Origin of the sequence: Burkholderia paludis, assembly GCF_000732615.1 — a bacterium.
Taxonomy (GTDB): domain Bacteria; phylum Pseudomonadota; class Gammaproteobacteria; order Burkholderiales; family Burkholderiaceae; genus Burkholderia; species Burkholderia paludis.
Genome location: NZ_JPGL01000011.1, coordinates 141,240 through 163,512, shown reverse-complemented (window position 1 = coordinate 163,512; position 22,273 = coordinate 141,240). Strand labels below are relative to the sequence as shown.

Sequence of the window (22,273 nt, the reverse complement as noted above, 5' to 3'; positions counted from 1 at the left end):
CCGGCGGTCAGAAGTGTTTCGACAATCCCGCATAGATCGCGCGCCGCGGGCCGAACTGCGGTGCGCCGACGCCGATCCCCGAGCCGTCGCGCAATTCGTAGACGCGGCCGAACGTGTTGACGACCGACACGCGCGCGTCGAACCGGCCGACGATCGGCTCGTCGAAGCGCTCGACCACGCCGAGATTGACCTGCGTGTACCACGGCAGGCGGTCGGTGTTCGCGAAGCCCCGCCGCAAGCCGCTGCCGACGATGCCGTCGGCGCTGAACGTCGTCCTGCCGAGCGTGTACGCGCCGCCGAACGACGCGGTGATGCGCTGGTCGTGATCGAGGTAGACCCAGTTGTTCGCGATGTACGCGAGTTCGCCGGGCGTGAAGTTGAACTGCGCGGATTCGATGTTCCTGCCCTGCGCGCGGCTGTACGCGACGTTCAGGTATGCGGATACGTCGGCATGCCTGTAGCTCGACGTGAACTCGAGGCCGTACACGCGCCCGTCCTGATAGTTGAACGGCGTGAAGATCAGCGCGTTGCCGAACTGGCCTTCGTCGAGCAGGTCGGACACCTTCTTGTAGTACGCGTCGAGCCCGACCGTCACCGAGGGCGTGAGCCGCTGCGTGATGCCGATGTCGAAATAGTGACTGCGTTCGGGCTTGACCGGATCGTTCTGCGCGCTCGGACTCTGGTTCGTCGTCCCCGCGAAATTGCCGATCGTCGAATCGGATACGAGCTCGAACGCCGGCGGCGTGAAATAGCGCGCATAGCCCGCGTGCAGCACGGTCGACCCGGTCGCCTGATAGACGACGCCGATGCGCGGGCTCAACTGGCCGGCCTGCACGTACTCGTCCATGCGGTCGTAGCGCAGCCCGTAGTTCAGCGTCAGCTTCGGCGTGATCTTCCACTCGTCCTGCGCGTAGAGGCTGAACAGGTAGCCGGACTGGTCGTGCGAATCCGGAATCGTGGTCGGCACGTCCGATAGCTGGTTGCCGTTCGCATCGACGGGAAAGACCGTGACATCGTCGTCGAACACCGCATGCTCGCGCTCGAACATCAGGCCCGCGCGCAACGTGTGGCGATCGTTCAGGCGATACGTGAAGTCGGTCTGCACGCCGTTCGCGCGATTGCTGTGGAAATCGTCGGATGCGACGCCGTTGAAGATCAGGTCGCCCACCGGATCGGCGTTGAATTTCGTGCGCGTGTAGCGCGTGAACAGCGCGACCTGGTAATCGAGGGCGCCGCCGTTCGTACCCTGCAGCGCAAGCACCGCGAAGTTGTTCAGTTCCGCCTGCGTCTCGTCGAGCGCGGCGGAATCGAATGTCGACTGGCCGGCCAGCGTGTATGCCGGCGCGATGCCCGGCGTGTTCGGGATCTCGAATCGATTGCTCGTCGTGCCGAACATCACGCTTGCCCGCGTGAGCGGATTCAGCAGCAACGACATGTAGCCGAACGCGTTGCCCTGCCGCGTGTGGTCGTGCAGCGGATTGCCGTTCGAGGTCGGGGCTTCTATGCCGAGGTTGTTCTCGCCGAGCGTGCCCGAGAAGTAGTAGCTGAACGGGCCGTTCGAGCCGAATACGTCCGCGCTCGTCTGGAGTGTCTGATGGCTGCCCCCGTAGACGTCGATCGTGCCGCCGTTGCCGGTGTCGCCCGATTTCGTGCGGATGTCGACCACACCGGCCGTGCGGTAGCCATATTGCGCGGGTAGCGCGCCGGTCACGAGATTCATCTGCTCGACGATGCGCGAGTCGAGCGACTGGCCGAAGCCGCTGATCGGCTCGGGGATGATGATGCCGTTCAGCCGGTATTGCAGGTTCGCGTGATCGCCGCGTACGTGGAGCTGGCCGAACGAATCGTAGGCAACGCCCGGCGCCTGCAGCAGCACCTGGTTGAGCGGCGTGTTGTCGCCTTGCGGCAACGTGTCGATATCGGCCTGCGAGAACCGGTAGACGCTCGCGCCGGTCTCGGGCTGCAGCCCGTTGCGCGCACGATCGAGCCGCTTCGCGCTGACGGTGACCTCCATCACGTCGGCGCCGCCGAGCCTGACGTCCAGCGCCGCGGGCGCTTGCCCTTCGGCAACCGTTGCGATGCGCGTGTCCGTCGCATAACCGCGCACATCGACCACCGCCGCGTACGTGCCGGGGGCGAGGTGCTCGATCCGGAAGCGGCCGTCGGCGCCCGACTCGGCGTGCGCCACCGCGTGGCCGCCGGCATCCTGAAGCACGATCCGGGCGCCGGCGAGCGCATGGCCGTGGGTATCGGCCACGGTGCCGGCCAGCGTCGCGCCGGCGTCGGCGGCGAATGCACCACCATGACCGGCCGCGGCAAATGCCAGCATGGCGACCTGTGAAAGCAGCGAACGATTGATTTTCATTGTGCGGTTTGGGGTGGAGATCGCGTGTTCCCGCAGAAGCGCATCCAAAAATGCCGCCTCACCGCAATTGATATGATATAACATATCACTTACAGTGCACTTTTTGCCGTCGACGGCAAGGCTGCTGCCGGCACGAGCACGCGGAATGACGGCGCATCGCGCCGGATTCGAGATGATATAACATTGCATTTCTCGTGCACAACCGCCCTGTCGATGGCCGGGAAGTGGGCGTCGATCGCGCTTGCGCGCGTCGTCGAAATCCCCGTTTTGCGTGTACTAGACTGTCCTCACGGGCTGGCACCCTGCAGATCGAGGAGATACGCATGAGCACGTGCAACGAACCCCATCATGCCCACCACGACCATCAGCATGCTCCGGGCTGCGGTCACACCGCCATCCGGCATGGCGACCACGTCGACTACCTGCACGACGGCCATCTGCACCATCCGCACGGCGATCACATCGACGAACACAGGATCGAGGTCAGCGCGCAAAACCCGGACCGGTGTACGCCGGGCTGCGGTGGCCACGAGGCAGGTCACGTCCATGGGCCCGGTTGCGGGCACGAAGCGGTACCGCATGGCGATCACGTCGACTATCTGGTCGACGGACACCTTCATCATCCGCATGGCGATCATTGCGACGATCACGGGCCGGTGGAAGTGGCCTGACGGCGTTTTCAACCCGCCGGCGACAGGCCGTGCAGTCCGTGCGATGCGCACGGTGAAGCGGGCAGGCGCGTGAGTTCGCGCGCCGACGCTGTTTAACCGGCACAGCGCGATCGCGCCATCCGCCCGCATCTCGACCCAACGCAACCACGCGACACCCGGTCTGACGCGAGAATCGTCGGCGATCGCAGACGCAACCCAAGGCGCTCGAAGCAACCGCGGTGCACGGTCAATTTGAAAACAGGTTGATTATTCGAATCAATATTGACGGTTCCCGCGTGAATTTACACAATTTCTCATGGCCATCTTGATGGAATGAGGATTGCGAATGGATCAGCCCAAAGCCTGCATGGTCGCCGCCGATGCGACACCGCGCACCAAACCCTCAAACTACCCGGAGCCGTTCGCGTCCCGCATGAAGGGACGGCAGAAGCAACCGCTCGGCGATCCGTTCGGCTTGAGCCAGTTTGGTGTGAACCTGACGACATTGAGCCCCGGCGCGGTGTCTGCCCTCCACCATCGGCACTCGAAGCAGGACGAGTGGGTGTATGTCCTCAGCGGCGAGGTCACGCTCCATGTCGGGGAGGAAAGCTATCTGATGCGGCCTGGCATGTGCGCGGGGTTTCACGCGAACGGCATGCCGCACCACCTGCAAAACAACTCGACAGGCGATGCCACGATCATCGAGGTCGGCAGTCGGGTATCCGGCGACGCCGTGAGCTATGCAGCGGACGATCTCGTTGCAGTGATGGGCTCAAACGGACAGTGGGTCTTCGAGCACAAGAACGGCGAATCCTATTGATCCCGATGCCTGCTTCCGGGGAGTTGCGCGTCCCGAACGGATGCCCAGTATGTGAGTCGGGATGCCGGACAATTGCGCCAGCCACAATGGATATTCGATAATCCGACTGATAAGCGCCCCCGTTTTCGAACAGGAGATCGTCCGTGTCCATGCAGCACATTGCGTCGCTTCCATTCGCGTTCGCGAGCAGCGGCTATTTCGGTGCCGCGGGCACGCTTTTCTTCTACGCGCTGGTCGCCGCCGGTCTTGTCACGACACTGTTCAAAATCGCCAACTTTGCGGGTGTGGGAACGCAGACCGGAACGGCCAGCGTCATGACAAAGCGCGTCGTGCCGGCTCATTGGGCATGGCGACCCACCGGACAGTCTCCGATCGGCGCCTATATCGAAGAGCACGAAATCCTGGATTTGATTATCAAAGACAGGAAACTGACGTATCGACCGATTCCGTGGATCATGGAGCGCACCACGGCAAATACGACGGAGCCGATTCAGTTCAAGGTCGGTCGATTCAACGGCGCCATCCAGGTCACCAAATTCAAATACCTCTAGCCTGGTCCGGCAGACGCTCCGCCTCAACGACCGTGCCTGCACCGCGCGGGGCGGTAGCCGGCCTGGAAGGCGCATTGGACTCGGCCAACAAAAGCGCCGAAAACAACCCCTTCGACATGATAGGCACCTGCAAGTGTCGCTCGCCGATGCGACCTTGCCCGAGGATGTCGATGACGCCGGCCAATCTGGCCCGGTCTTGCATCGGGCACGCGAGTCAACAGCCGGACGTCCGCCATCGGCAGCGCCGACTGGCCGAAACCGGCGATGAACTCAACCGGCCTTACTGCCATTCTCCGAGATGACAGATCACCCAACCCGGATGGTAGCTATCCATGTCCGTGTGCCCCCAGCACCAGCCGTGCTGGTGAATGGCCTTCATCACCTGTTCGCGCCGCGCGCACGCGCTTCCCGGCGCGTATTGTCCGTCAGGCAGTAGTTGCGGCGCCGGGCCGTTCCGGCATTTGTCGTCGGCCATTTCTTCCTGATGCATCAATGCCTGGACGGCCGGTGGAATGGTGCGTGCCAACGTGGCCTTGTATTCGATGCAGGCTGGCGCCTTGGGGTCGTTGGACTTGCCGGCACACTTGGACTGGAGTTTGTCGATGTTTCTCGACACTTCCGGCGGGTACGTCTCGGCGTGCGCCGTGGCAATACATCCGGCCAGCAACAGGCAGGCGGCAGCAAGAGATCTGATCAAAATCATTTCGCGTAAGACACAATGCGTCCGGTAGCTCAGGAACCGGCGAATTATGGCATGTGCGCGTTTTCGGCGATCCGGCGTGCCGGCCGGATCGCCGAGCCCCGGCTGGACGCGGCATGCACGGACATCTCATGCCGGCAGCATCCCGGTCCTTGTTGCAGGCGACGCCCCTACGATCCCGGCCTTGAGCATCTCCTCGACATTCATCTTGCGCAGCCAGGCGTTCGCGGCTCCAGCGCCTTCACCGGCACGATCGACAAGACGTCCATGCTGCCGCACTTCGAGCACCGCTCGCAAGACTGGCGCCCTCCCTTTTCAACCGGGTTGACGGCCGAGGAACGGACCAAAGCACCGGGCCGGCCTCGATCGATCCGGGATCAACGCGCAGCGACCGAACGCTTGTCGGTTCGGAGACTCATGCTGGCGAGCATCAGCAAAGCGGGAGCCAATTTATCAAATCCGACAGGCCGGTAGCGGCAGATCCTGAAATCCAACGGTGCGTCATGGAAACCTGAGCCGCAGCGGAACGACGTCGGCAAGCGCAATGGTCGGCGGATTGCCATGCGACGCGGAAGAAGCCGCTTTGGCCGCACGGGTTTGCCGGCGGCCCGAACCTGATTGCCAGACGCTCACTGTCCGGCCAGCCCAATGAAGCATTCACGCCCCCCGTTCGGCGCCGCCCCCCGCCCGCCTTCGCTCAGATACGCCGCTCGCGCATCCGATCGTTGACCCTCTCGCGCACGAACGCCAGAAAAGCGGACGCAAGACGCGAAGGCGGCTGCCGGTCGGACGTGACGATGCCGTATTCGAACGGGATCGCCGGCACGAAGTCATGCACCGAGACTTCGTCGGTCACGTAATCGGTGGAAACCGGATCGATGATCGACACGCCGGCGCCGCGCGCGACAAACGTCGCGATCGCGGCCGACAACTGACACTCGGCGCTCATCACCCGCTCGATCCGCTGCGCGGCGAAGATTTCGTCGATGATGCGGCGCGTATCCAGCTCGCGCGGAAACGAGATGAACTTCTCGCCCGCCAGGTCTTCAGGTGTGATGACCCCTTTGCTGGCAAGCCGGTGCCCTTTGGGCACGATGCATTTCATGTCGGCCTTGAACAGCGCCTCGAGCCTCACGCCCGGCTGCCACGTCGTGTACGTCACGAGGCCGATGTCGCACTGCTCGCTCGCCACGAGTTCGCCGACCAGCCTCGTCCCGTAGATGAGCAGCGACACGGCCACGCCTTCGTGTTCCCGCGTGAAATCGGTAATCCACTCCGGCAGCAGGTTCAACGCCAGCGCCGGCGCCGCGGCGATGTTCAGCGATCCCCGGGTGAGGGAACGGATCTGCTGCGCCGCCTGGGCAATCCGCTCGACGCCGACAAACGAGCGCTCCACTTCCTGGTAGAGCAGCAACGCGTCCGCGGTGGGGAAAAGCCTGCCTTTCTCGCGCGTGAACAGGCTGAAGCCGATTTCCGACTCCAGATCGAGGATCAGGCGCGTCACGGCCGGCTGCGTGATGTGCAGCATCTCGGCAGCCCGCGTAATCGACTGCCGCAGGATCACCGCCCGGAACGCTTCCAGCTGACGGCTCTTCATCTCCTACCCCATAACATTCATGCATTCATCGCCATGAATTACTGATTTGACGGCATGGTTCTGGCAAACAAAACTACAAGTAACCCGGATCGCACCGGGTGAATCGCAGCATAACATTTCAATATGGATGGAGACTCTGATGCGCAAATGTATCGTCCCGATTCTGCTCGCCGGCGCTTTCGCCGCGCAGGCCCATGCCGAAACGACGCTCTACGTCGGCGCCTTCGGCGGATCCTTCGAACAACTGCTGCGGGAAAAGATCATCCCGCCGTTCGAGAAAGCAAACAACGTCAAGGTGGTGGTCGTCCCCGGCGACTCGACCACGACCATGGCGCGCCTTCAGGCGCAAAAGGGCAAGGAAAGCCTCGATGTCGTGTTTCTCGACGACGGCCCGATGTACCAGGCGATCCAGCTCGGTTTCTGCGACACGCTGACCGACGCCCCCGTCTACCGGAACCTCTACGACGTCGCCCGCTTCAAGAGCAACAAGGCCGTGACGATCGGGATGAACGCCACCGGCCTCGTCTACAACGAGCGGCTGTTCGCGGCGAAGGGATGGGCGCCGCCGACCTCGTGGCGCGATCTTGCCGACCCGCGCTACAAGGGCAAGGTCGTGTTTCCGAACATCAGCAACGGCTACGGCCTGCAGGCCCTCATCGTGCTCGCCCGCCTGAACGGCGGCAGCGAGCAGAACATCCAGCCCGGCTTCGACAAGATGACGTCCTCGATCGCGCCGAACGTGCTGTCGTTCGATCCGTCGCCCGGGAAAATCTCCGAGCTGTTCCAGACGGACAGCATCGCGCTTGCCGCATGGGGTGACGGCCGCACGCAGGCGCTGCGCAACCAGGGCGTGCCGGTCAAGTTCGTGGCGCCGAAGGAAGGCGCGGTGGTTCTGGGTCTGAGCATGTGCCCGGTCAAGCACGACGCACCGAACGAACTCGCGCAGAAGTTCGTGCAGTTCTCGCTGTCGCCGGCCATCCAGGCGATGTACGCGGAAGAAGAAGGCGTCGCGCCGGCCAACAAGCTGACCCATCTGCCCCCGGCGGTCGCCGCGCGCGTCTCCACGCCGGATGCCGTCGCGAAGATGCTCAAGGTCGACTGGGACGTGGTCAACGACAAGCGCGCCGCCTGGACCCAGGAATGGAACCGCAACGTGGAGCGTTGAGCCGCGGCAGGCACCTGAAGGCGGCAGGCGACGCCGCCAGGTGCCCTTTCCCGGTCGCCGGTGTATTTCGAAGGTCTAAAGAGTCATGAGCTATTTACGGATCGAACGCCTGAACAAGCGGTACGGCGAGACTGTCGTGGTCGACGGCCTGAGCATCGACGTCGCGCGCGGCGAGTTCGTCTCGCTGCTCGGGCCCTCGGGCTGCGGCAAGACGACGACGCTGCAGATGATCGCCGGCTTCGTCGAACCGACGGCGGGCGACATTATCCTCGAGGGCCGCTCGCTGGTCGGCGTGCCGCCTGCCAAGCGCGGCCTCGGCATCGTGTTCCAGAGCTACGCGCTGTTTGCCCACATGACGGTCGCGGAGAACGTCGAGTTCGGCCTGCAGATGCGGCGCGTCGACCGCGCCGCGCGCAAGCGCCAGAGCCTCGCCGCGCTCGACCTCGTTCAGCTGGGCCGTCACGCGTCGAAGTACCCGCGTGAACTGTCGGGCGGCCAGCGCCAGCGCGTCGCGCTCGCACGTGCACTCGTCATCGAGCCGCCGTTGCTGCTGCTCGACGAGCCGCTCTCCAACCTCGACGCGAAACTGCGTCACGACATGCAGGCCGAACTGCGGGCCATCCAGCGGAAGGTCGGCACGACGACCGTCATGGTCACGCACGATCAGGCGGAAGCGCTGGCCATCAGCGATCGCGTCGCGCTGCTCAATCAGGGGACGGTGGTCCGCTTCGATACGCCGACCGGCGTCTACGACGACCCCGGCAGCTTCTTCGCGGCCGACTTCATCGGTCGCGCCAACGTGCTGCGCGGCCAGGTCGCCTACGACGGCACGCAGCACGTGCTCAAGGTGGGGCCGGCGAGCCTGCCGCTCGATGCGCCGCACCCGTGCGGCGAGCATGCGTTCTCGTTGCGTCCCGAACGCATCGCGCTGGTCGAGAGCGGCACGGGTCACGTCGACGGGCAGGTCAGCGCGTGCGCGTTTCAAGGCAACTGCTGGTCGGTCAACGTCAGCACCGGGATCGGCGAGCTGCAGGTCCAGCTGGCGAACAGCGGCAACGCAGTGGCACAGGTCGGCGATGCGGTCGGCCTCTACTGGCACGACACGGCACTGCGCCCGCTCGCGTCGCCTGCCGCGGAGGGCCCGCGATGAGCACTTCCCGCCCCATGATCCCGCCGCTGCGACCGGATGCGAAGCGCCGCCGGCGGCCGGCCGGCCCGCTCCTCGTCGCGCCCGTCTCGCTGCTCTTCGCGTTGCTGCTCATCGTGCCGATGGCACTCGTCGGCATGCTGAGCCTGCAGGGCTTCGACGCGGCGTCGGGCGGCGTGCTCGACGTCTACTCCTGGCACAACTACGTGCAGATCGTCAGCGATCCGTATTATCACGGGATCTTCCTGCGCACGTTCGGTCTCGCGCTCAGCGTCACCGTCGGCACGATCGTGCTGGGTGTCCCCGAGGCTTACTTCATCTTCCGCATGTCGGCTCGCTGGCGGTCGTTCTTCCTGATCCTGACGCTGGGGCCGCTGTTCATTTCGGCCGTGGTGCGCACGCTCGGCTGGTCGATCCTGCTGGACGGTCAGGGCGTCGTCGCCCAGGTGCTGACCGGCCTGCACCTGGTCGATACGCCGCCGCAGATGCTGTTCACGTTTCCCGCGGTGGTGGTCGTGCTGGTTCACGCACTGGTTCCGTTGATGGTGCTGTCGGTCTGGACCTCGCTGCAAGGCCTCGATCCCCAGATCGCCAACGCGGCCGTGTCGCTCGGCGCGAGCCCGTTCACCGTATGGCGCCGCATCGTCCTGCCGCAGACCCTGCCCGGCGTCCTGTCCGGCAGCCTGATCGTGTTCGCGCTGACCGCGAGCGCGTTTGCAACGCCGGCGCTGATCGGCGGGCGACGCCTCAAGGTGGTCGCGACCGCCGCCTACGACGAGTTCCTGCACAGCATGAACTGGCCGGCAGGCGCCGCGATCGCGGTTTGCCTGCTCGTGCTCAATCTCGGCGTCGTCGCGCTCTACAGTCGCGTGATCGAGCGACGCGTCAAGCGCCGTCTTGGAGAGGCCACATCATGAACCGGAACGGTCCTTTCGCACTGGGCTTCCATACCCTCTTCACCGTGTTTCTGATCGCGCCGCTGGCGATCGTCTGCCTCGTCGCGTTCACGCCGGGCAATCTCCTCAGCGTGCCGACCGTGCACTTCTCGACGCGCTGGTTCCATGCACTCGTCAGCGATCCGGATTTCACCCAGGCGTTCGGGAACAGCCTGTGGCTCGCCACGCTCTCGGCCACGCTGGCGGCGATGCTCGGCGTACCGGCGGCGCTGGGCCTGACGCGCTACCGCTTCGCCGGCCGCGACGCGATCCAGTCGCTGCTGCTCTCGCCGCTGATGATTCCGCCTGTCGTGATCGGCGTCGCATTGCTGCAGCTGTTCACGCGCATCGGCGTCTCCGGGTCGTTCGTGTCGCTCGTGATGGCGCACGTGATGCTGGTGTTCCCGTATTGCCTGCGCCTCATCATGGCTTCGCTGGTCGTGACGACGCGGGATGCGGAACACGCCGCCATCTCGCTCGGCGCAAGCGCGTGGACCACCTTCCGGCGCATCACGCTGCCCGCGCTGGTGCCGGGCATCGCCGCCGGCTGGGTGCTGGGTTTCGCAAGCAGTTTCGACGAACTGACGGCGACCATCTTCATCGCGGCGCCGACCACGATCACGCTCCCGGTGCGCATCTACATGAGCATGACGGAGACCGTCGATCCGATGGTCGCGGCCGTCGCCACGGTCATCATGGCCGTCACGCTGGGCCTGATGTTCGCGCTCGACCGGCTCGTCGGGCTCGACAAGGTTCTTATGGGGAAACAGGGATGAAACAGGAATATGACTTCGCGATCGTCGGCGGCGGCCTGGTCGGCATGGCGATCGCCTACGGGCTCGCCAAGCGCGGCCAGAAGACGATCGTGCTCGACGGCGAGGATTCCAGCGTGCGTGCGGCGCGCGGAAACTTCGGCCTGATCTGGGTGTCCGGCAAGGGCCGGAAGCAGGTCGACTACGGTCGCTGGTCGCTCGAATCGGCGCTGCTGTGGCCGGCGTTCGCGGCGGAGCTCGAAGAGGCGTCCTCGCTCAGTCTCGGCTACTCCCGCGCGGGCGGCATCAACATCGCGATGACCGACGAAGCGCTGGCAGGCAGCGTGGATACGCTACGCCATATACACGCTCAGGACGCGCGCCTCACGTACGACGTCCTGGATCGCCGGCAGCTGGCGGAACGCATCCCGGAGATCGGCCCGAGCGTGGCCGGCGCGGTCTACTCGGAAAACGACGGCCACGTGAGCCCGCTCTATACGCTGCGGGCGCTGTTCCTCGCGTTCGAGCGGGCCGGCGGCGACTACGTGCCGGAGGCGCCCGCCCGCTCGATCGAGCGCGCGAACGGCGGCTTTCGCATCGATACCGGCAAGCGCACGGTCGAGGCCGGGCGCGTCGTCCTGTGCGCGGGCCTCGGCAACCGGGAACTCGCGCCCATGGTCGGGCTGAGCGCACCCGTCGTGCCGCTGCGCGGCCAGATCCTCGTGACCGAGCGCGTGCGCCCGTTCCTCAGGTATCCGACGCTCTCGGTGCGTCAGACGGCGGAGGGATCGCTCCTGCTCGGCGAATCCGCGGAGGACGTCGGCATGGACGACGGCGTCACGCCCGAGATCGTCGCGCACATCGCCCGCAAGGCCGTGACGCAGTTCCCGCTGCTGAAAGGGGTCCGCGTCGTGCGCGCATGGGGCGCCCTGCGCGTGATGACGGCGGACAGCATGCCCGTCTACGAGGAATCCGTCACGCACCCCGGTGCGTTCATCGCCACCTGCCACAGCGGCGTGACGCTCGCCGCCGCGCATTGCGAGTTGCTGGTCGGCTGGCTGCTCGGCGGTCAACGCCCTTCTCTTCTGGACTACTTCTATGCAAAACGATTCGCTGTTTAGTCAGATCGACGGCACCAGGCCGCGCACCGTGCGGATCGTCGTCGACGGGCGCGAGGTGGACGTGCCGGAATATGCCAGCGTGGCGGCCGCACTCCTGTACGCCGACGTCACGGTGTTCCGTCATACCCCGGTAGGCGCCGCGCCGCGCGCGCCGTATTGCATGATGGGCGTGTGCTTCGATTGCCTGGTCGAAATCGATGGCATGCCTAACCAACAGGCCTGCATGGTGCGCGTGCGCGACGGGATGATCGTCAAGGCCATGGCCGGCGCGAGGGCACTCGTATGACAATCGAAACTGTGGACCTCATCATCGTCGGCGCGGGCCCGGCCGGCATGGCATGTGCGCTCGACGCGACACGTGCGGGCCTCGGCGTGCTGGTACTCGACGAGAACCCGACGCCCGGCGGCCAAATTTATCGGAACGTCGGCTATTCGCCGCTGCCGGATTCGACGCTGCTCGGTGAAGACTATACCCAGGGCGCCGACCTCGTCGTGCGCTTCCTGCAATCCGGCGTGCGTTACTGGCCCGAAACTCTCGTGTGGCAGATCACGCGCACGCTGGAGATCAGCTTCACGCGGCGCGGCGCCACCACGGTGAGCGGGCAGATCCGTGCGAAAGCCGTGGTCATCGCCAACGGCGCCTACGAGCGGCCCTGCCCGGTCCCGGGCTGGACGCTGCCCGGCGTCATGGGCGTCGGGGCCGCGCAGACGCTTCTGAAGTCGTCGGCCCTGCTGCCCGCCGGGCCGGTCGTGCTGGCGGGCAGCGGGCCGCTGATGTATCTGTTCGCGTGGCAGCTCATCCAGGCAAACCGGCCGCCGGCGGCGCTCCTCGATACGACGCCTGCCCGCAACTACTGGCGCGCGCTCGCGGACCTGCCCGGCGCGTTGCGTACGCCGGCGTACCTGCTCAAGGGCCGCCGCCTGCTGAGTGCGATCCGGCGCAGCGGCATTCCGCGGATTCGCCACGTGACGCAACTGTCCGTGGAAGGCGACGGCCGTGCGGAGTCGGTGCGATACACGGCGGGCGGACGCACGTCGACGCTCCAGGCGAACGTCGTCCTGCTGCATCAGGGCGTGGTGCCCAACGTGCAGCTCACGCGTTCGATCGGCTGCGAGCATCGCTGGGACGAAGCCCAGCTTTGCTGGCATCCGCGCACCGACGCATGGGGAGAGACCACGGTGCCCAACCTCTTCATTGCGGGCGATGGCGCCGGGATCCACGGCGCGCTCGCGGCCCGCACCGCGGGTGCGCTGACCGCGCTGACCGTGTGCCACCGGCTCGGCGCGCTGAGCCGCGATGCGCTCGACCGGCAGGCCGCCCCGCTGCGGCGGCATCTCGACCGGCACCGCGCCGTGCGTCCTTTCCTCGACACGTTGTACCGTCCGGCGGACGCCTTTCGCCGCCCGGCCGACGAGACGATCGTCTGCCGCTGCGAGGAAGTCAGCGCGGGCGAGATCCGGGCGATGGCCCGCCTCGGCTGTACCGGGCCCAACCAGAGCAAGTCGTTCTCCCGTTGCGGAATGGGGCCGTGCCAGGGTCGCCTGTGCGGCCTCACGGTCGCCGAACTGCTCGCCGAGGCGCACGCGAAGCCCGTGGCGGAAGTCGGCTACTACCGCATCCGGCCGCCCATCAAGCCGGTGAGTCTCGGCGATCTTGCCGCGTCTCACGTCCCCGATCCCGAAGCAGCCAAACCGACGGAGTTTGCACCCAAATGAATCACACCCCTATCGTCAGAACCGCAGGCAACGCACGCATGAGCAAGATGGTGCGCGCGGGCAATCTTCTCTTTCTCGCCGGACAGACGTCGTCGGGCGCACCGGATGCGCACACGATCGAGGAACAGGCCGCCGAGGCGCTCGGGCGCATCGACGCCTTGCTGGAACAGGCGGGCAGCAGCCGGCAGCAGTTGCTGTCGGTCACGATCTACCTGAAGGACATGGCGCTGTTCGATCGCATGAATGCCGTCTGGCAGGGCTGGGTCGACCCGCACCACCTGCCGGCCCGCTGCACGGTGCAGGCCACGCTCGGGCTGCCGGAGTTGCTGGTGGAGTTCAGTGCGACGGCCGCGGTCTGACGCGTCGCGTGCTGCCCGGAGGCAAGGCGTCGGCCACGGTTGCCTTGCCTCCGCGTCGAACGACGTCCGCGCGACGGCGAACGGCTTCGTCGCCGCGCGCCGGGCGGAGCCGGCATGACACGCCGACCTGGCCGTGACGCATCGCACGGCCCCCGCCACGCCATGCCACGCCACGTCGCGGCGAAGCCCCCTTCTCCCTGTCGACAACCTCCCGCAAAACCGGCCGGCGTCGAGCCACGCATCGTTCGCCACGCCGTCGCACGTCACGCAGACGGCCTGACGGAACCCGCTTCGTCATACGCGACGATGTTCAGCCCTTCCGCCGCATCCGGCGCGACGAAGTAGCGCGTGATCCGTTCGAACTCGGCGTCGGTCGCCTGGAACGGATGGTCCCCGCGCGCATTGCGCCGGTGCAGGCGCGCCTTGCAGACCGCATCGTCGACGTCGAGGTAATGCAGCCGATGGTCGCAGCCGGCGGCCCGCGCCACGTCGAGCCCCCACGCGCGCGCGGCGACGGTGTTGAACGGAACGTCGAGCACCACCGACACGCCGGCCCGCAGCAGCGCGCGGACATGATCGGCAAGCACGTGCCTGACGCGCGCCGCGCAGCGGACATAGTCTTCGATCGACAGGATCTCGTCCGGATAGAGGTGGGCGAGCCAGACGTCCTCGCTGATCGGCACGCTCGGCCCGGCGCTCGCGAGCCGCGCGACGAGGGTCGATTTTCCGGATGCGATCTTGCCGCATACCATGTGGAGCAGCGCGGCATCGTTCGATGCCGCCGCGTGAAACGGCTTCCCGGTCTGCATGTTCAGGTTCTCCATGGCATGCCCGAAAAGCAAAAACCCGCCTTCCGGGCGGGTTTTGACGATATGCATCCTGTCGATCGCTACCCCGCCGGCACACTTGCGGCGTCAATAATCGGGCGGACAGGCGATCGGTTCATGCGTGCCAGCATAGCCAACGGCCGGATCGCGGGCAAGCGGATTCGGGCGGCGTCCGTCCGCCTGCCCGCTTGAGGCCGGCGCGCATTCCGGCCGCCGGCGACGGCGGGGCCGTGCCGTGCGTCATCCGCGCGCCGCGTTCCGGCTCATCGCGTCGAGTTGCCGGACGATCTCCGCACGCAATTCGGCCGGCATCTCGACGCTGTCGAGCAGCGTCGAAATCCACAGCCCGTCGGCCGCGAGCCGGCAGATCATCAGCGTCGCGGCCTGCTCGAGCGGCACCGGATCGGGGCGCGCCCATTCGCGCATCGGCACCGACCAGCGCGCGCGCGTGTCCTGGTCGGTAATCATCGACGCGACCAGCACGCGCAGCACATCGGTACTCGCGGCCGGGTGCGACTCGTCGAGCACGGCGTGCACGTAGGCGCGCGCCGCCGCGCCGTCGCCGGCGGAATCCGCCGCCATCCGCGCGGCCATCTGCACGGCGAACCGCTCGGTGGCCTGCCCGAACAGCGCATCCAGCAGCCCCTGCTTGTTCGCGAAGTGGTACTGCAACGCGCCTTTCGTCACGCCGGCCCGCTCGGCCACCGCATCGAGCGTCAACGCGACCACGCCGTGATGCGTCGCGATGTCCGACGCGGCCGCCAGCAGCTGCGCGCGCACCTGGTCCGGCGCTTTTTTTCGCCGCACGCCGGCGGCGACAGCCGGCGCCGCCGCACCGTCAGACGCCCGTGCGGCGGCGGTTTCGGCCGGCCCGACAGGCGCGGACACATCGTGCGAAGCGGGTTCGAGGCGTTTTTTCATGAGGCGGATGGTAGCACCCGGGCGTCTCGATATAAACATTCCGGCTGGATGGTATGATCCGCCGCATGAACAAACCCGCCCCCTCCTCCTGGTCCGCGCTCGACACCGCGATCGCCCGTGGACGCGACGCGCTCCTGCGTCTTCAGCAGCCCGACGGCAGCTGGTGTTTTGAACTCGAATCCGACGCGACGATCACCGCGGAATACATCCTGATGATGCATTTCATGGACAAGATCGACGACCTTCGCCAGGAGAGGATGGCGCGCTACCTGCGCGCCAACCAGCGGCTCGATACGCATGGCGGATGGGCGCTGTACGTCGACGGCGACCCGGACGTGTCGTGCAGCGTGAAGGCGTACTTCGCGCTGAAGGCGGCCGGCGACAGCGAACACGCCCCGCACATGGTCCGCGCGCGCGACGCGATCCTGAAGCTCGGCGGCGCGGCGCGCGCGAACGTGTTCACGCGCATCCTGCTCGCGACCTTCGGCCAGGTGCCGTGGCGCGCGGCGCCGTTCATGCCGATCGAATTCGTGCTGTTCCCGAAGTGGGTGCCGATCTCGATGTACAAGGTCGCATACTGGGCGCGGACGACGATGGTGCCGCTCCTGGTGCTGTGCTCGCTCAAGGCGCGCGCGCGCAATCCGCGCAACGTCTCGATCCGCGAGCTGTTCGTCACGGCGCCCGACGACGAGCGCCACTATTTCCCTCCGGCGCGCGGCATGCGCCGGCTGTTCCTCGCGCTCGACCGCACGGTCCGCCACATCGAGCCGCTGATGCCGAAGCGCCTGCGGCAGCGCGCGATCCGGCATGCGGAAGCCTGGTGCGCGGAGCGCATGAACGGCGAGGACGGGCTCGGCGGCATCTTCCCGCCGATCGTCTACAGCTACCAGATGATGGACGTGCTCCGCTACCCGGACGACCATCCGCTGCGGCGCGATTGCGAGAACGCGCTGGAAAAGCTGCTGGTCACGCGCCCGGACGGCAGCATGTATTGCCAGCCGTGCCTGTCGCCGGTGTGGGACACCGCGTGGAGCACGATGGCGCTCGAACAGGCGCGCGGCGTCGCCACGCCGCAGGCCGGCGAGCCGGACGACACGCTGCGCGACCTCGACGCCCGCATCGCGCGCGCGTACGACTGGCTGGCCGTGCGCCAGGTGAACGACCTGCGCGGCGACTGGATCGAGAACGCACCGGCGGAAACCGAGCCGGGCGGCTGGGCGTTCCAGTACGCGAATCCGTACTACCCCGACATCGACGACACCGCGGTCGTCACCGCGATGCTCGATCGCCGCGGCCGCACGCATCCCGACGCGCACGGCCGGAACCCGCATGCGCCGCGCGTCGCGCGCGCGCTCGACTGGATGCGCGGGCTGCAGTCGCGCAACGGCGGCTTCGCGGCGTTCGACGCCGACTGCGACCGCATGTACCTGAACGCGATCCCGTTCGCCGATCACGGCGCGTTGCTCGATCCGCCGACCGAAGACGTGTCGGGCCGCGTGCTGCTGTGCTTCGGCGTGACGAAACGCGCGGAAGAGCGCGCGTCGCTCGCGCGCTGCATCGACTACGTGAAGCGCACGCAGCAACCTGACGGCAGCTGGTGGGGCCGCTGGGGCACGAACTACATCTACGGCACGTGGAGCGTGCTGGCCGGCCTCGCGCTCGCCGGCGAGGACCGGTCGCAGCCGTACATCGCACGCGCGATCGACTGGCTGCGCGCGCGGCAGCATGCGGACGGCGGCTGGGGCGAGACGAACGACAGCTATATCGACCCGCGGCTGGCCGGCACCAACGGCGGCGAGAGCACGTCGAACTTCACCGCGTGGGCGCTGCTCGCGCAGATGGCGTTCGGCGACTTCGAATCCGAATCGGTGAAGCGCGGCATCGCGTATCTGCAATCGGTGCAGCAGGACGACGGCTTCTGGTGGCACCGCTCGCACAACGCGCCGGGCTTCCCGCGCATCTTCTACCTGAAGTATCACGGCTATACCGCGTACTTCCCGCTGTGGGCGCTCGCGCGCTACCGGCGGCTCGCGGGCGCCGCGGCTTCGGCAGCGGCCGCGCGCGATGCCGAGGCCGTCGCGGCGACGGACGCAACGCTCGCCTGACCGGTCGCGCGGCGCTTCGCCGGGCCGGCATCGCCCGGCCCGGAATCGGGCTGCCGGGGGGGCCGCCGGGCGCACCGGCGCGTCGATCTGCGATGATGTCGGGCGCGGGATCGCGCGTCGCCGCCGGCGCGCCCCGTTCCCCCCAACCCGACGAAGCAGGTCCATCATGATCGACGTTTCCTCCATCACCGATGCGTTCGCCCCGAGCGGCGAGCCGACGCAGTACCGCGTGTCGCCCGAGAAGCTGATTTCCGGCGATCCGCTGCACACGCTCACGCCGGGCTTCGCGAGCCCGTGCGGCCGTTTCTCGACCGGCATCTGGGAAAGCACGCCCGGCTGCTGGCACGTCGCGTACACCGAGGCGGAATACTGCGAGATCCTCGCAGGCATATCGGTGATCACCGACCTCGACGGGAACCGCAAGACCCTGCGCGCCGGCCACCGCTTCGTGATTCCGCCGGGCTTTCGCGGCACATGGGAAGTGGTCGAGCACACGCGGAAGATCTTCGTCGCATACGACGAGCAGCCGCCGGAGTAAGCGCCCCACGCCCGTTGCATGCGCAACAGTGCGCCCCAATTTGCCACGGCATTCCACGGCGATGACACGGCATTGACACACGCGGCCGGTAATTTCCGCTCGTCCCGTCCCGTGTGTCGCCATGCTTGCCCTGCTTCTCGCCGCCTTCTACGAAACCGCCCGCCAGGGAAGCGTGACCGCGGCCGCGAAGCGTCTCGACGTCAGCCAGCCGACGATCACGTCGCGCATCCAGCAACTCGAACGCCACTACGGCGTCGAGCTGTTCCATCGCCGCGGCAATCGTCTCGATCTCAGCGACGCCGGTGCGTCGCTGATGCCGATGATCGGCCAGATGCTGCAGATGGAGAACGACATCGATTTCGCGCTGCGCAACGAGCGCGAACTGCATACGGGCAACCTGCGCGTCGGCACGACCGGCCCGTTCTACATCCTGCCCGCGATCGCCGCGTTCCGGCGCCAGTATCCGGCCGTGAAGATCAGCGTCGAGATCGGCAACTCGCAGCAGGTGCTCGACGCGCTCGTCGATTTTCGCGTCGACGTCGCCGTGTCGTCGCAGCGCGACGACGATCCGCGTTTCGTCCGCCATACGATCGCGAACGATCCGCTCGTGCTGGTCGTCCACCGTTCGCATCCGCTCGCCGCGCGCGCGTCGGTCGCGCTCGCCGCGCTGGCCGGCGAGACGCTGCTGCTGCGCGAGGCCGGCTCGCGCACGCGCGCGCTGATGGAACACGTGCTGCGGCACGCAGGCATCCACGTACCGGCGAGCGCGATCGAGCTCGGCAGCCGCGAGGCGATCCGCGAGGCGGTGCGGCACGACATGGGCTGCACGCTGATGCCGCGCGGCGAGGTCGGCCTGCATCCCGAGCTGCGCGCGGTCCCGCTCGCCGACGACATGCCGCCGATGCACGAATACCTCTACTACCTCGACGCGCGCGCCGGGACGCGGCTGATCGCCGCGTTCATGGCCAACGTCGGGGGCCGCGACGCGCGCATGCCGGCGCACGCCTGACGACGCCCGCGCTCAGGCCGTCTCGAACAGCTCCACGATCCGCCAGCCGCGCTGCAGCGCCACCGCCCGCAACCGTTCGTCCGGATTCGTCGCGACCGCATCGGTCACCGTCTCGAGCAGCGGCACGTCGTTGTGCGAATCGCTGTAGAACCAGCTGCGTTCGAAGTCCGACCATGCAAGGCCGAGCGATGCGAGCCACGCGTCGGTGCGCACGATCTTCCCCTCCCGATAGCTCGGCACGCCGCATGGACGCCCCGTATAGCGCGACTCGGGGTGCCCGTCGACGGTCTCGGGTTCGCACGCGATCAGCGCGTCGATGCCGAACGCGCGCGCGATCGGCCGCGTGATGAACGCATTCGTCGCGGTCACGACGCAGCACAGGTCGCCGCGGGCGCGATGATGGCGCACGAGGTCGAGCGCGGCCGGCGCAATCGCCGGCCGCACGACGTCGGCCATGAAGCACGCATGCCAGTGCGCGAGCCGCTCCCGCGAAAAGCGGGCGAGCGGCGCGAGCATGTCGCGCAGATGCGCGTGGATATCGAGCATGCCGGCCGCGTAGCCGGCCGAAAAGGCCGCGTCGATGCGGGCGAATTCGGCCGCGTCGACGAGGCCGTGTTCGACCATGAAACGGCCCCAGGCCTGGTCGCTGTCGAACGGAATGAGGGTGAAGTCGAGATCGAAAAGCGCGAGTTGCGTCATCGAATGAAACGTCGTGTGATCGGGGAGGAATGAAAAACGCGCGGCCCCGCCGATGCGAGGCCGCGCACCAAGGCCGCCGGCGCGGGTCGTGCACGCCGGCGGCTACCGGGGATGCGACGCCGGCCGCCCGGCCGGCGCCTGTCAGCCGGACACGCCCATCGCCGGATCGCTGATGCCGTCCTTGCCGGTTTCGACGCGGCCCGCGAAGCGGCGCACGAGACCGTTCTCGGCCGACAGCGTGAAGTCGTACCAGCCGCTCGACGCGACGAGCGTCCAGTACGGCTCGACCTGCATCCCGGCCGGCACCGCGTAGCCCCACGGGCCGTCGGTGCGGTACGCGTTCGACGTGACCGTGACCTGGCTCGCCGCGTTGCCGACGTTCATGATCGTCAGGTACACGGCGTCGTTCGCCGGGTCGTAGCACACGCGGATTTCCGGCGCCGGGCCGCTCGCGGCCTTCGCGACGTTGCCCTGGAATTCGCGCAGGAAGCCGTTCGGCCCGAGCACCCACAGGTCGTAGTTGCCCGCATCGTCGGCCACCACCGTCCACGAATCCGACAGTTGCTTGCCTGCTTCGACGGTATAGCGGCGCGGCATGCGATCGAGATGCAGCTTGTCGTACACGTGGAACACCGCGCCGACCGAGCCCGTGTTGCTGAACGTGAGCCACAGCAGCCCGCCCGACACGTCGGCGTTCGCGCTCGCATGCAGTTCGTACGGCAGCGCGCGCGACGGCCGCGCGCCCTGCGGCTGCACCGGCATCTGCTGTGCGCCGACCGACGGCACGGGCACCGCGCCCTGCAGGCTCTGCTGCAGATGCTGCGCGTCGGCCGCGGCCTTGGTCGGCGCCGGCAGCGACGTCGTCGGGTTGCCGTTGGGGTTCCTGAAGTTGAACGCCGACGTCATGTCGCCGCACACCGCGCGGCGCCACGGGCTGATGTTCGGCTCCTGCACGCCGAAGCGCTGCTCGAGAAAGCGCAGCACCGACGTATGGTCGAACACTTCCGAGTTGACCCAGCCGCCCGTGCTCCACGGCGACACGACGAACATCGGCACGCGCGGGCCGGGCCCGTACGGGCGGCCGTCCGGCGCGAGCGGCGACGAATCGCCGGGCGGGTTCGGCAGCGTGAAGTACTCGTACTGCGTGGTCACGGTCGACTTGCCCGCATACGTGCCGTCCGTGTTGCGCGACGGCGGGTTCGGCGGCGGCATGTGATCGAAGAAGCCGTCGTTCTCGTCGTAGTTCACGAACAGCACGGTCTTGCTCCACACGTCCGGGTTCGCGGTCAGCGTGTCGAGCAGGCGCTGCAGGTAGTACGCGCCCTGCCCCGGCGTCGACGCGCCGGGATGCTCGCAGTACGCGGTGGGCGACACGATCCAGCTCACCTGCGGCATCCGGTTCGCCGCGATGTCGTCGGCGAGCGACTGCAGGAACCCGCCGTCGGGCATCGTGTTGCCGATCCCCTTGTACAGCGGCGACAGCGCTTCCATCGCGGGCGTGTACGGCGCGTTCGGCGAGCCGGGCACCGTCTCGTTGACCTTGCGGAACGTCGCGAAGCCGGCGAGCGGGTTGTCGGTGTAGTTGTCCGGCATGTTCTGGTAGACCTTCCAGCTCACGCCGGATGCCTGCAGGCGCTCCGGGTAGGTCGTCCACGTGAGGCCCGTCTTCGACGACGCGAGCCCGTCCCAGCCGTCGTTGTTCACGACGGCCGTGTTCGAACCCGTCGGGCCGTTCGTGCCGGTCCACAGGAAGATCCGGTTGGAGTTCGTGCCGCCGTGCAGCGAGCAGTGGTACGCGTCGCACACGGTGAACGCGTTCGCGAGCGCGAAGTGGAACGGCAGGTCCGACTGGCGCAGGTAGCCCATCGACGCGTCGCCCTTCGACGCGGGCCACGCGGTCATCCGGCCGTTGTCCCACGCCGAATGCGAATCGGTCCACGAGTGCGCGCCGCCGACCAGCAGCGCATTGCCCTTCGTGCTGTCGAGGTAGAACGGCAGCACCGGGCGCTTGCCGTCGTTCTGCAGCCAGACCGGCGCGCCGCCCGGCTGCGGGATCGTCAGACGGTCGCCGAAGCCGCGCACGCCGGGCATCGTGCCGAAGTAGTGGTCGAACGAGCGGTTTTCCTGCATGAAGATCACGACGTGCTGCACGTCGTTGATCGTGCCGGTCTGGTTGTTGGCGGGAATCGCGAGCGCGCGCCGGATCGCCGGCGGGAACATCGAGAGGGCCGTGCCGGCGGCGGCGGCACGGAGAAACGAACGGCGGTCGATGGAAGTCATGATCGAGAAGGAAGGT

Annotated in this window: 21 protein-coding genes; 13 read left to right on the top strand and 8 right to left on the bottom strand. The window is 67.1% G+C overall.

All coding sequences use genetic code 11. The annotated features are described in order from the left end of the window. Positions 1–7: 7 nt before the first annotated feature. Positions 8–2,365, bottom strand: coding sequence for a TonB-dependent receptor (locus tag GQ56_RS0108000; protein ID WP_031398160.1), 2,358 nt, complete (start codon positions 2,363–2,365; stop codon positions 8–10). A gap of 287 nt (positions 2,366–2,652) precedes the next feature. Then, a complete protein-coding gene (locus GQ56_RS46215; RefSeq protein WP_200877977.1) occupies positions 2,653–3,180 on the bottom strand; it encodes a hypothetical protein in 528 nt (175 codons plus the stop codon). Between the two features lie 181 nt (positions 3,181–3,361). Here GQ56_RS46215 and GQ56_RS0107990 point away from each other — a divergent pair, with 181 nt between their 5' ends. Next, entirely contained in the window at positions 3,362–3,835 is a 474-nt protein-coding gene (locus GQ56_RS0107990; protein ID WP_031398158.1) for a cupin domain-containing protein, read from the top strand. A gap of 143 nt (positions 3,836–3,978) precedes the next feature. Continuing rightward, positions 3,979–4,386, top strand: coding sequence for a hypothetical protein (locus tag GQ56_RS0107985; protein ID WP_152601688.1), 408 nt, complete (start codon positions 3,979–3,981; stop codon positions 4,384–4,386). A 280-nt stretch (positions 4,387–4,666) separates the two neighbouring features. Here the strand turns inward: GQ56_RS0107985 and GQ56_RS0107980 are convergent, their stop codons facing one another. Together GQ56_RS0107980 and GQ56_RS0107975 are read right to left on the bottom strand one after the other, a co-directional pair. Then, entirely contained in the window at positions 4,667–5,089 is a 423-nt protein-coding gene (locus GQ56_RS0107980) for a hypothetical protein (protein WP_031398156.1), read from the bottom strand. A gap of 694 nt (positions 5,090–5,783) precedes the next feature. Beyond that, positions 5,784–6,683, bottom strand: a complete 900-nt coding sequence (locus GQ56_RS0107975; protein ID WP_031398155.1) for a LysR substrate-binding domain-containing protein — start codon at positions 6,681–6,683, stop codon at positions 5,784–5,786. 139 nt (positions 6,684–6,822) lie between these two features. On the opposite strand from GQ56_RS0107975, the gene GQ56_RS0107970 reads away from it, so the two are divergent. From GQ56_RS0107970 to GQ56_RS0107935, 8 genes are all read left to right on the top strand, one after another. Further along, the gene (locus GQ56_RS0107970) at positions 6,823–7,848 is read left to right on the top strand and encodes an ABC transporter substrate-binding protein (RefSeq protein WP_052001139.1); all 1,026 of its coding nucleotides are present in this window, start codon (positions 6,823–6,825) and stop codon (positions 7,846–7,848) included. Positions 7,849–7,933: 85 nt separating this feature from the next. Beyond that, complete coding sequence (locus GQ56_RS0107965) at positions 7,934–8,998, top strand: ABC transporter ATP-binding protein (protein WP_031398153.1); 1,065 nt, start codon at positions 7,934–7,936, stop codon at positions 8,996–8,998. 14 nt (positions 8,999–9,012) lie between these two features. After that, positions 9,013–9,912, top strand: coding sequence for an ABC transporter permease (locus tag GQ56_RS0107960; protein WP_052001141.1), 900 nt, complete (start codon positions 9,013–9,015; stop codon positions 9,910–9,912). Continuing rightward, a complete protein-coding gene (locus GQ56_RS0107955; protein WP_031398151.1) occupies positions 9,909–10,706 on the top strand; it encodes an ABC transporter permease in 798 nt (265 codons plus the stop codon). The genes GQ56_RS0107960 and GQ56_RS0107955 overlap by 4 nt, the downstream gene beginning before the upstream one ends. Further along, a complete protein-coding gene (locus GQ56_RS0107950; RefSeq protein WP_031398150.1) occupies positions 10,703–11,803 on the top strand; it encodes an NAD(P)/FAD-dependent oxidoreductase in 1,101 nt (366 codons plus the stop codon). The genes GQ56_RS0107955 and GQ56_RS0107950 overlap by 4 nt, the downstream gene beginning before the upstream one ends. Next, positions 11,781–12,089, top strand: coding sequence for a (2Fe-2S)-binding protein (locus tag GQ56_RS0107945; protein WP_031398149.1), 309 nt, complete (start codon positions 11,781–11,783; stop codon positions 12,087–12,089). Before GQ56_RS0107950 ends, GQ56_RS0107945 begins: the two co-directional genes overlap by 23 nt. Further along, positions 12,086–13,519 carry an NAD(P)/FAD-dependent oxidoreductase gene (locus GQ56_RS0107940; protein WP_031398148.1) on the top strand — a complete coding sequence of 478 codons (1,434 nt, stop codon included), beginning with the start codon at positions 12,086–12,088 and terminating at the stop codon, positions 13,517–13,519. The genes GQ56_RS0107945 and GQ56_RS0107940 overlap by 4 nt, the downstream gene beginning before the upstream one ends. Further along, positions 13,516–13,878, top strand: coding sequence for a RidA family protein (locus GQ56_RS0107935; protein ID WP_031398147.1), 363 nt, complete (start codon positions 13,516–13,518; stop codon positions 13,876–13,878). Before GQ56_RS0107940 ends, GQ56_RS0107935 begins: the two co-directional genes overlap by 4 nt. A gap of 263 nt (positions 13,879–14,141) precedes the next feature. Here the strand turns inward: GQ56_RS0107935 and GQ56_RS0107930 are convergent, their stop codons facing one another. Both GQ56_RS0107930 and GQ56_RS0107925 read right to left on the bottom strand, forming a co-directional pair. Next, the gene (locus GQ56_RS0107930; protein ID WP_031398146.1) at positions 14,142–14,687 is read right to left on the bottom strand and encodes an AAA family ATPase; all 546 of its coding nucleotides are present in this window, start codon (positions 14,685–14,687) and stop codon (positions 14,142–14,144) included. A 258-nt stretch (positions 14,688–14,945) separates the two neighbouring features. Then, complete coding sequence (locus GQ56_RS0107925; protein ID WP_031398145.1) at positions 14,946–15,626, bottom strand: TetR/AcrR family transcriptional regulator; 681 nt, start codon at positions 15,624–15,626, stop codon at positions 14,946–14,948. A gap of 53 nt (positions 15,627–15,679) precedes the next feature. Here GQ56_RS0107925 and shc point away from each other — a divergent pair, with 53 nt between their 5' ends. From shc to GQ56_RS0107910, 3 genes are all read left to right on the top strand, one after another. Then, positions 15,680–17,731 carry a squalene--hopene cyclase gene (gene shc, locus GQ56_RS0107920; protein ID WP_031398144.1) on the top strand — a complete coding sequence of 684 codons (2,052 nt, stop codon included), beginning with the start codon at positions 15,680–15,682 and terminating at the stop codon, positions 17,729–17,731. Positions 17,732–17,897: 166 nt separating this feature from the next. Then, positions 17,898–18,269, top strand: a complete 372-nt coding sequence (locus GQ56_RS0107915) for a cupin domain-containing protein (protein WP_052001143.1) — start codon at positions 17,898–17,900, stop codon at positions 18,267–18,269. A gap of 121 nt (positions 18,270–18,390) precedes the next feature. Beyond that, the gene (locus GQ56_RS0107910; protein ID WP_031398142.1) at positions 18,391–19,278 is read left to right on the top strand and encodes a LysR substrate-binding domain-containing protein; all 888 of its coding nucleotides are present in this window, start codon (positions 18,391–18,393) and stop codon (positions 19,276–19,278) included. A gap of 12 nt (positions 19,279–19,290) precedes the next feature. On the opposite strand, the gene GQ56_RS0107905 is transcribed toward GQ56_RS0107910, so the two are convergent. Together GQ56_RS0107905 and GQ56_RS0107900 are read right to left on the bottom strand one after the other, a co-directional pair. Beyond that, positions 19,291–19,977: a histidinol-phosphatase gene (locus GQ56_RS0107905; RefSeq protein WP_031398141.1), complete on the bottom strand. Its 687-nt coding sequence runs from the start codon at positions 19,975–19,977 to the stop codon at positions 19,291–19,293. 141 nt (positions 19,978–20,118) lie between these two features. Beyond that, positions 20,119–22,257 (bottom strand): phosphocholine-specific phospholipase C, encoded by a 2,139-nt coding sequence (locus GQ56_RS0107900; protein WP_031398140.1) that lies wholly within the window; start codon positions 22,255–22,257, stop codon positions 20,119–20,121. Between the last annotated feature and the right edge of the window lie 16 nt (positions 22,258–22,273).